Below are 6,859 nucleotides of genomic sequence, written 5' to 3' on the forward strand. Positions count from 1 at the left end.
ACTGGCCAGCTCGCCGTCGCCGAGTTCCGGAACCATCGGATCAAGGCCCTTGTCCGGGCAGAGAACGGGCACGAGGCCTACCTCTCGATCATTGCCGAGGGAGTGCCGGACCCGCAGATGTTCGCGCTGCTCCTCGACTGCGTCCCGGGTGTCACGCCCGGGGACTGGCAGCCCGAACCGTCGCCCCTGGCGGAGATGAGCCCTGGCTCGGGCGAGATCATCTGGTCGACGCTCTTCCCGTCCGAGGTCGCCAACGCGATCCTCGATCAGGACGCCGATGACTGAGCCAGCGGTCCGCAAATAGTCCGCAAGAAGTCCGGCCGGGACCGATCCTCGCCGACGATGTCCAACGGTCCTCCGAACGCGTTTCCCCAGGTCAGACCGTGCTTTCCGGCACCGATCGACGATCACCAACAACAGCCGAAACCCCGCCTGATCGTTCCGCTTCAACGTCTGAACCGCCGCAAGCAGCTCAGCCGTCCGACAGCCGCGCGGACAGTTCCTGCATGAAGCTTTGAGCTTCGCCCTGCGCAGGGTCGTCCGCGGGTGCGCGCTTGATGGCGCCCGCGAGCACCTTGGCGGCCTGGGCGACGTCCCCCTTGCTATCCGCGAGCACGGCCGCGTTCTGGACCGCCTCGCCCAGCCGGGTGAGGTCGGTGGGGGAGGTGTCGGCGCTGCCGTCGCGGAAGAAGCGCAGCCAGTTGCCGGCCGGGTCGATGAGGCTGAAACCGCTCACCCCGTCGGCGTTCTTCCGGGCGCGCGGGCGGGTGATCCGGGGGAAGCCCGTGATCGGCAGCTTCCCGTACGCCTCGCGCAGCCCCGCGGCCAGCTCCTCCCAGATCGGACCGGTGTCGTCGACGATGACGAGGCACGAGCTGTGCGAGGACTCTGGCGTGTGCCCGTCCAGCCCGTAGTACTGCAGGTCGATACCGTGACCGTTGAGGGCGAGCGACTGGTACGGCCGGTGCTGGCGGTAGGTGGTGCGAAAGCCCAGGGCGGCGAAGAAGGGCTCGATCTCGTCGATGTCGGCGCAGGGCAGCAAGGGGATCGTCCGCGGGTTGGGCATCCCAGCAATCTAGAGCGAAGCCCGTCGACCTGCATCGGCTTGCCCGGGCCCGCTGTCGGCCGGATGACCACGCGGGGGAGAATCCTCCCGTGCCCAAGCCCATCACCCTCCTCGTCGAGGGCGAGTCCGACCGCGCCGCGGTCGTCGCGCTCGCCCCGCGCTTCGGTGTCGACCTCGACGCCGAGCAGATCACCGTCACCGTCATCGGGGGCGCCGGCAACTTCGGCCGCGCCATCGCCGAGGCCGCGGTGCAGGGCCACCGCGTCGGCGGGCTGTACGACGAGAAGGAGGAGCGCTTCGTCGCCGGCGCCCTCAACCGTCAGGAGGGCGAGGACCTCACCCGGCAGGGCTTCTTCGCCTGCCGACCGGATCTGGAGCTCGAGCTCGTACGCGCCATCGGTGCAGCCGAGATGACGCCCCTGCTGGAGGCCAGCGGCGAGCTGAAGACGTTCCGCAACTTCCAGGACCAGCCGTCGTACCGCGACTCCGAGCCCATCGACCAGCTGCGCCGCTACATCGCCGCCAACGGCGCCCGGAAGGCGAAGTTCGCCACCCTGATGGGGGAGGCCGTCGCGTTCGAGTCGGTCCCGGAGCCGCTCGAGGGCCTGCTCAACTGGATCTGGAGCGCCTGACGCCCGAGCCTCGACTCACGCGGGGTCGGTGACGTCGGCGACCTGCGCCCCGAGGTGGGCGATGAGGTCGTCGGCGGCGAGCGTCGCCCCGACCCCGTGGGCGCCTGCGCCGATCGAGATCGTGCGTCCCACGATCCGTTCGTCCGCGACCACCGGCAGTGGCGTCGCCGAGCCGAACGGGGTGATGGTGCCGCGTTCGTACCCCGTCGCCTCGCGCGCCACCGACGCGTCCGGGATCGACAGCCGGTTCACACCGAGCAGTGACCGCAGCTTCGGCCACGCGATCTCCCGGTCGCCCGGCACCAGGACGAACAGGTGGTCGCCCTCGCCGCGGCGTACGACCATGGTCTTGACCAGGGCGCTCGGCTCGACCCCGCGCGCGGCTGCTGCCTCGGCCAGCGAGCCGACCCGGCCGTGGCGGGTCACGGTGTACGGGAGGCCGGAGGTGGCCAGCGCCTGGAGCGCGGGAGTGTCGACGTCGGGCATGGTCCGAGGCTAGGGCAGGTGCCGTGGAGCGGCGACGGTGCGAGACTGGACGGGGCGGTCATCCGCAGCCGCACGGGAGGTCAGCATGGGACGCCTGATGTACAGCACGACGATGTCGCTGGACGGGCACGTCGCCGACACCGCCGGCAGCCTCGACTGGTCGACGCCCAGCGAGGAGGTCTTCGCGGTCCACCTCGCCCGGTGCGCGGAGGTCTCCACGGAGGTCCTGGGGCGGCGCACGTACGAGATGATGACGTACTGGGAGGTCGACCACCGCGACGAGTGGACGCCCGACGAGGCCCAGTTCGCGCGGGAGTGGCAGCGGATCGAGAAGGTCGTCGCGTCCTCCACGATGGCGGACGCCGACCTGACGCCCGGCGGGCGCGCCCGCCTCGTCGACGAGCTGACCCTCGACGGGCTGCGCCGGATCGTCGACTCCGCGGAGGGCGGCGTCGAGATCTTCGGGCCGACCACGGCGTCCGCGGCGCTCCGCGCAGGGATGGTCGACGAGATGCACCTCTTCGTGGCGCCCGTCGTGCTCGGCGGCGGCCTGCGGGCGTTTCCCGACGGCGCACGCCTCGACCTGCGGCTGGCGGCGCGGCAGGAGTTCGGCAACGGGACCGTGCACCTGACGTACGTCAGAGGCTAGGGGGTCGCACGCCCGCGTCTGCGTCATGCGTCGTGGGTGGTGGGTGGCGCTGCGTCATGCAGATCCGTACGTATAGGTGCGGTTTCGGATGACGGACGGGGTTCCGGCGGCGGGGATGTATGACGCACGCGCCAGGACCACCGGAACGTATGACGCACGGCCAGGACCACCGGAACGTATGACGCACGCGCCAGAGCCGCGCCGCCCCGGGAAGCAGGCCTCAGTCCGTCGCCGGCCGTTGCCGATTCCGCTTGGTCTCGGAGCGCCGGCTCTTGGCCTCCATCCGGCGCCGCTTCGAACCCGCCGTCGGCCGGGTCGGACGTCGTACGGTCGGAGACACGAGCGCCTCGCGCAGGAGCGCGGCCAGACGCTCCCGCGCGGCCGTACGGTTGCGCCGCTGCGAGCGGTGCTCCTCGGCGGCGACGGTCAGCACCGTGCCGGCCAGCCGGGGAGCCAGACGCTCCAGCGCGCGGGCGCGCTGGGCGTCGTTGAGTGCGGTCGTCGTACCGATGTCGAGGCTGAGCTGGACGCGGGAGTCGGCCGTGTTCACGCCCTGACCCCCGGGACCTGAGGCGTGGGAGAACCGTTCGACCAGCTCGTCGCCGGGCACGGTGAGCCCGCGGGGCGCGCCGGGGCCCGGGGTCACGTGCAGGTCGTCCACGCGCCCCAGCATCGCTCACCGACGCCGTACTCGCGCGGGCCGGGGCGGATGTTCCCGCACAGGTGAACGTGGAAACGCAGCAAGAGAAGAGATCTAGGCCCGCGCGAACTGCAAGAACGTACAAATAAGTCAATGGTGATTCGCGTCACACTCTGCTATGAATGAAGGCAGGTCAGCGGCGCCCTTCCTCGACTCTGGTGGGTCTTCCGGAAGGACGGCATCGATGGACGACATGAGCAGGCGACATCTTCTGCGTGCGGGCAGCGCAGCGGCGGCGATGGGCGCGTTCGGGTTGATGGCCCCGGCCTCCGCCCGGGCGCCGTGGACCTGGGCGCCGACCGGGTCGGTGGCCGGGGCTGGGCTGGGCGTCGACCCACGCCTGGTGTGGGACGAGGAGGCGGACCCGGTGATCGCGCGGCTCCTCGACAGCGGGCAGGTGCCCCGCGTCAACGAGCTGCTGCGCGGCTGGGTCAAGAACTCCGACCCGCTGCCCGCGGGCCTCCCGACCGAGCTGCGCGACTTCATCGAGTACGCCCGGCAGCTGCCGCCGTGGGTCGACCGCGCCAAGCTCGACGTGGCGGCCAGGTTCAACGCGAAGCGGGGCCTCTACCTGGGCGTCCTGTACGGCTTCGCCAGCGGCATGCTCAGCACCGTCATCCCCAAGGAGGCGCTGGCCGTCTAATACTCCAAGGGCGGGGCGGACATGAAGGACCGCATCTCCAAGACCGCCAAGCTCGGCTACGACATCGGGTCCCTCAACGCGTACAAGCCGGGCGGGGAGATGATCGTGACCGCGGTCAAGACGCGGATGGCGCACGCGGCCGTACGCCACATCCTCCCGCAGTCACCGCACTGGGCGAACCGGGCGCCGGAGGACGTACCGATCAGCCAGGCCAACATCATGGTCACCTGGCACAGCCTGCCGACGACCGTGATGCGCACCCTCAAGGCGTGGAAGGTCCCGATCCCAACGGCGGAGAAGGACGCGTTCCTGCACTAATGGCAGGTGAGCGCGTACATGCTGGGGGTGAAGGACGAGTACATCCCGGCGAGCTGGGAGACGGCCGAGTCGCAGGCCAAGCAGGTGCTGGACCCGATCCTCGCGCCGACCGAGGAGGGCATCAAGCTGGCCAACATCCTGCTCGACCTCGGCAAGGACATCGACGGCACGATCCTGACCCGCGGGGTGCTCGAGGCGTTGACCCGGTTCACGCTGGGTGAGCAGATCGCCGAGTGGCTGGACCTGAGCCGTCAACCGCTGTGGGACAACCTGTTGAAGGTGGCGTGGACATCCCCACCGGCAACAACCCGAACTACCCCTGAGTCTCGGGGGCGGAGGGGCGGTCCTCCTCGGGGAGCCGCGGTTCCACCCGCTGCGACGGGTGGAACCCGGCCTTGTCGGCGTAGAACGCGCGGATGCGGTCCATGTCGGCCGCGACGTCGCCCGTCATGCTCAGCGTCGGGCCGAGGCCGGTGGTCATGGTCGTACGGTCCACGTACCCGAGCGTGACAGGCATGCCGGTCTCCCGCGCGATGCGGTAGAAGCCGGACTTCCAGTGCGTGTGCGCCCCGCGGGTGCCGTCGGGGGCGATGACCAGCCCGAAGACGCCGCCGTCCTTGAGGCGGCCCACCATCTCGCCGACGACCTGGCCGGCGTTGGCACGGTCCACGGGGATCCCGCCCAGGGCTCGCATGACCGGTCCCGCCGGCCCGCGGAACAAGCTCTCCTTGCCCAGCCAGTGCGCGTCGATGCCCATCCGCCACGCGATCGCCAGCATCAGGATGAAGTCCCAGTTCGACGTGTGCGGGGCACCGACCAGGACGGTCGGGGTCGTCGGCGCGGGCTCCGTCCGGAGGCGCCAACGGCTGACGGTCCAGAACAGGCGGGCGAGGAGGAGACGGAGCATGGGGTCACCGTAGGTCACGCCCGGGGTGCGTGAGAGCATCTGTCCGTCCCCTCGGACGACTCCTTTGACAGGCGGACGCCTGACCGCGGCCTCTGGTCGCGCAGACGCTGGGCCGTACCCGGCTCAGGGAGAAGGAGTGCTCATGCGTGTGACCATCGACCGTGAGGGCAATGTCGCGTTCGTCTGGTTCGAGTTGGCACCGGGCCGCCGGTGGGTGGCCAGCCTGGCCGTCGAGGAGGACCCGAGTGACATGTACGTCGACGTCGAGGACGCCGATCAGGTCATCGGGTTCCAGTTCCTCGACGCCACTCTGCTGCCCGAGGAGTGGGTGGCTGTGGCTGAGGACGTGACCGGGCAGCGGGTGACGTTTGCCGGGCTGGGGATCAACCTCGCGGAGCTGGGCCTGGACCAGGATCGGGCTCAGGGCCGGGACGACTGACCTCGAGAGTGGGGGCGTGGCGCAGCGCGGCGAGGCCGTCGTTGCGCCACGCCTCCACCCACCAGATGGCCGCGATCACGGGCAAGGAGCCGAAGGCGGCCAGCCAGCGGGTCCAGCGGGGGAGAAGGTCGTTGATGGCCTCGGCCCGGGGTCGGTCGCCGACGGTCGCCGGGAGCCACTCCTCGAGGAGGCGTCGCACCATCGTCGTGAACTCGAGTGGTCCGGCGACCGTGGCCACCGCCCAGGCTGCCCCGACGATCACGAGTGCCCACGGCCAGGCCAGGGCCGGTGACTGGTCGTCGATGATGTCGGCCGCGGTACGGCAGGCCTCGGCGAGGAAGAGGATCGCGAGCCCCACGAACAGGACGGCCACCTGCGAGGTGAGGAGATCCTCCACCACGGAGTGCGCGGCGTCGGCGCCCTTGCGTGCCGGCAGCCCGACGGCCAGTGCGACCAGCCCGGCGACGAGGGCGAGCAGCATGAGTGTGGAGGTCGAGTTGTTGATCCGGTCGAACGAGTCGATGGTGGTGCGGACCACGAGCTTCGAGGCGCCCTTGGCGGGTTTGCGGTAGAGGGCCACCGTCACGAACGCGGAGATGACGGTCGCCGTGACCCAGGTGACAACGGCCGAGCAGATCACCGCCAGCGCGACGGAGGCGATGAGAGGGATCAGGAGCTCGTCCGCCCCATCGCCCATCCGGATCACGACGATCGGCAGGACGCCCACGAGAGCGATCAGGCTCGCCCATCCGAGCAGGGGCAGGGTGAAAGCGGTGACGTCGCCGGCGTCCAGGTCGGGATCCCGCCGACGTACAGCCTCCAGCTCCGCGCCCAGGACGGCGCGGGTCCGCTCGAACCGCTTCACGCCTCGAAGGTTAGTGGGGCGCGGCCCTTCCGGCGGACGAACCCGGGGTGCTGGTCTCGACCGGCTGCCTGGAGGCGGGGGTGCCGCTGGTTGAGCCCGTCGACACCACTGGCGTGGTTCCGTCCGGTCGCGTCGGAAGCGGTGGCCGTGGGGG

General features: G+C 70.5%; 10 protein-coding genes and 2 pseudogenes. 7 read left to right on the forward strand and 5 right to left on the reverse strand.

Annotated features, from left to right (window positions below):
* Positions 1-285, forward strand: a pseudogene (locus ACI379_RS14380) (hypothetical protein); the annotation flags it as partial.
* A 187-nt stretch (positions 286-472) separates the two neighbouring features.
* Here the strand turns inward: ACI379_RS14380 and ACI379_RS14385 are convergent.
* Positions 473-1,066 (reverse strand): VOC family protein, encoded by a 594-nt coding sequence (locus tag ACI379_RS14385; protein ID WP_439792782.1) that lies wholly within the window; start codon positions 1,064-1,066, stop codon positions 473-475.
* A gap of 89 nt (positions 1,067-1,155) precedes the next feature.
* On the opposite strand from ACI379_RS14385, the gene ACI379_RS14390 reads away from it, so the two are divergent.
* Positions 1,156-1,698: a TOPRIM nucleotidyl transferase/hydrolase domain-containing protein gene (locus ACI379_RS14390; RefSeq protein ID WP_439792783.1), complete on the forward strand. Its 543-nt coding sequence runs from the start codon at positions 1,156-1,158 to the stop codon at positions 1,696-1,698.
* Between the two features lie 15 nt (positions 1,699-1,713).
* Here the strand turns inward: ACI379_RS14390 and ACI379_RS14395 are convergent, their stop codons facing one another.
* Positions 1,714-2,184, reverse strand: a complete 471-nt coding sequence (locus tag ACI379_RS14395; protein WP_439792784.1) for an aminoacyl-tRNA deacylase — start codon at positions 2,182-2,184, stop codon at positions 1,714-1,716.
* Between the two features lie 85 nt (positions 2,185-2,269).
* Here ACI379_RS14395 and ACI379_RS14400 point away from each other — a divergent pair, with 85 nt between their 5' ends.
* A complete protein-coding gene (locus ACI379_RS14400; RefSeq protein ID WP_439792785.1) occupies positions 2,270-2,833 on the forward strand; it encodes a dihydrofolate reductase family protein in 564 nt (187 codons plus the stop codon).
* Between the two features lie 220 nt (positions 2,834-3,053).
* On the opposite strand, the gene arfB is transcribed toward ACI379_RS14400, so the two are convergent.
* Complete coding sequence (gene arfB, locus ACI379_RS14405) at positions 3,054-3,506, reverse strand: alternative ribosome rescue aminoacyl-tRNA hydrolase ArfB (protein ID WP_439792786.1); 453 nt, start codon at positions 3,504-3,506, stop codon at positions 3,054-3,056.
* 211 nt (positions 3,507-3,717) lie between these two features.
* Between arfB and ACI379_RS14410 the strand changes: the two genes are divergently transcribed.
* From ACI379_RS14410 to ACI379_RS14420, 3 genes and pseudogenes are all read left to right on the forward strand, one after another.
* Positions 3,718-4,176 carry a hypothetical protein gene (locus ACI379_RS14410; protein ID WP_439792787.1) on the forward strand — a complete coding sequence of 153 codons (459 nt, stop codon included), beginning with the start codon at positions 3,718-3,720 and terminating at the stop codon, positions 4,174-4,176.
* A 21-nt stretch (positions 4,177-4,197) separates the two neighbouring features.
* Positions 4,198-4,494 carry a hypothetical protein gene (locus tag ACI379_RS14415; protein ID WP_439792788.1) on the forward strand — a complete coding sequence of 99 codons (297 nt, stop codon included), beginning with the start codon at positions 4,198-4,200 and terminating at the stop codon, positions 4,492-4,494.
* Positions 4,495-4,512: 18 nt separating this feature from the next.
* Positions 4,513-4,692 (forward strand): annotated as a pseudogene (locus ACI379_RS14420) (hypothetical protein); the annotation flags it as partial.
* Between the two features lie 115 nt (positions 4,693-4,807).
* Here the strand turns inward: ACI379_RS14420 and ACI379_RS14425 are convergent.
* The gene (locus ACI379_RS14425; protein ID WP_439792789.1) at positions 4,808-5,401 is read right to left on the reverse strand and encodes a 1-acyl-sn-glycerol-3-phosphate acyltransferase; all 594 of its coding nucleotides are present in this window, start codon (positions 5,399-5,401) and stop codon (positions 4,808-4,810) included.
* A 142-nt stretch (positions 5,402-5,543) separates the two neighbouring features.
* On the opposite strand from ACI379_RS14425, the gene ACI379_RS14430 reads away from it, so the two are divergent.
* Complete coding sequence (locus tag ACI379_RS14430) at positions 5,544-5,840, forward strand: hypothetical protein (RefSeq protein WP_439792790.1); 297 nt, start codon at positions 5,544-5,546, stop codon at positions 5,838-5,840.
* On the opposite strand, the gene ACI379_RS14435 is transcribed toward ACI379_RS14430, so the two are convergent.
* Entirely contained in the window at positions 5,785-6,705 is a 921-nt protein-coding gene (locus ACI379_RS14435; RefSeq protein WP_439792791.1) for a hypothetical protein, read from the reverse strand. The genes ACI379_RS14430 and ACI379_RS14435 overlap by 56 nt on opposite strands.
* Positions 6,706-6,859: the final 154 nt, after the last annotated feature.

The organism is Nocardioides sp., from assembly GCF_051876515.1.
Classification (GTDB): Bacteria; Actinomycetota; Actinomycetes; order Propionibacteriales; family Nocardioidaceae; genus Nocardioides.

Bases quoted from the DNA above. Each gene is read 5' to 3' on its own strand.
- ACI379_RS14385 (WP_439792782.1), bottom strand. From the start codon at position 1,066: ATGCCCAACCCGCGGACGATCCCCTTGCTGCCCTGCGCCGACATCGAC.
- ACI379_RS14415 (WP_439792788.1), top strand. From the start codon at position 4,198: ATGAAGGACCGCATCTCCAAGACCGCCAAGCTCGGCTACGACATCGGG.
- ACI379_RS14400 (WP_439792785.1), top strand. From the start codon at position 2,270: ATGGGACGCCTGATGTACAGCACGACGATGTCGCTGGACGGGCACGTC.
- ACI379_RS14395 (WP_439792784.1), bottom strand. From the start codon at position 2,184: ATGCCCGACGTCGACACTCCCGCGCTCCAGGCGCTGGCCACCTCCGGC.
- arfB (WP_439792786.1), bottom strand. From the start codon at position 3,506: ATGCTGGGGCGCGTGGACGACCTGCACGTGACCCCGGGCCCCGGCGCG.
- ACI379_RS14425 (WP_439792789.1), bottom strand. From the start codon at position 5,401: ATGCTCCGTCTCCTCCTCGCCCGCCTGTTCTGGACCGTCAGCCGTTGG.
- ACI379_RS14410 (WP_439792787.1), top strand. From the start codon at position 3,718: ATGGACGACATGAGCAGGCGACATCTTCTGCGTGCGGGCAGCGCAGCG.
- ACI379_RS14430 (WP_439792790.1), top strand. From the start codon at position 5,544: ATGCGTGTGACCATCGACCGTGAGGGCAATGTCGCGTTCGTCTGGTTC.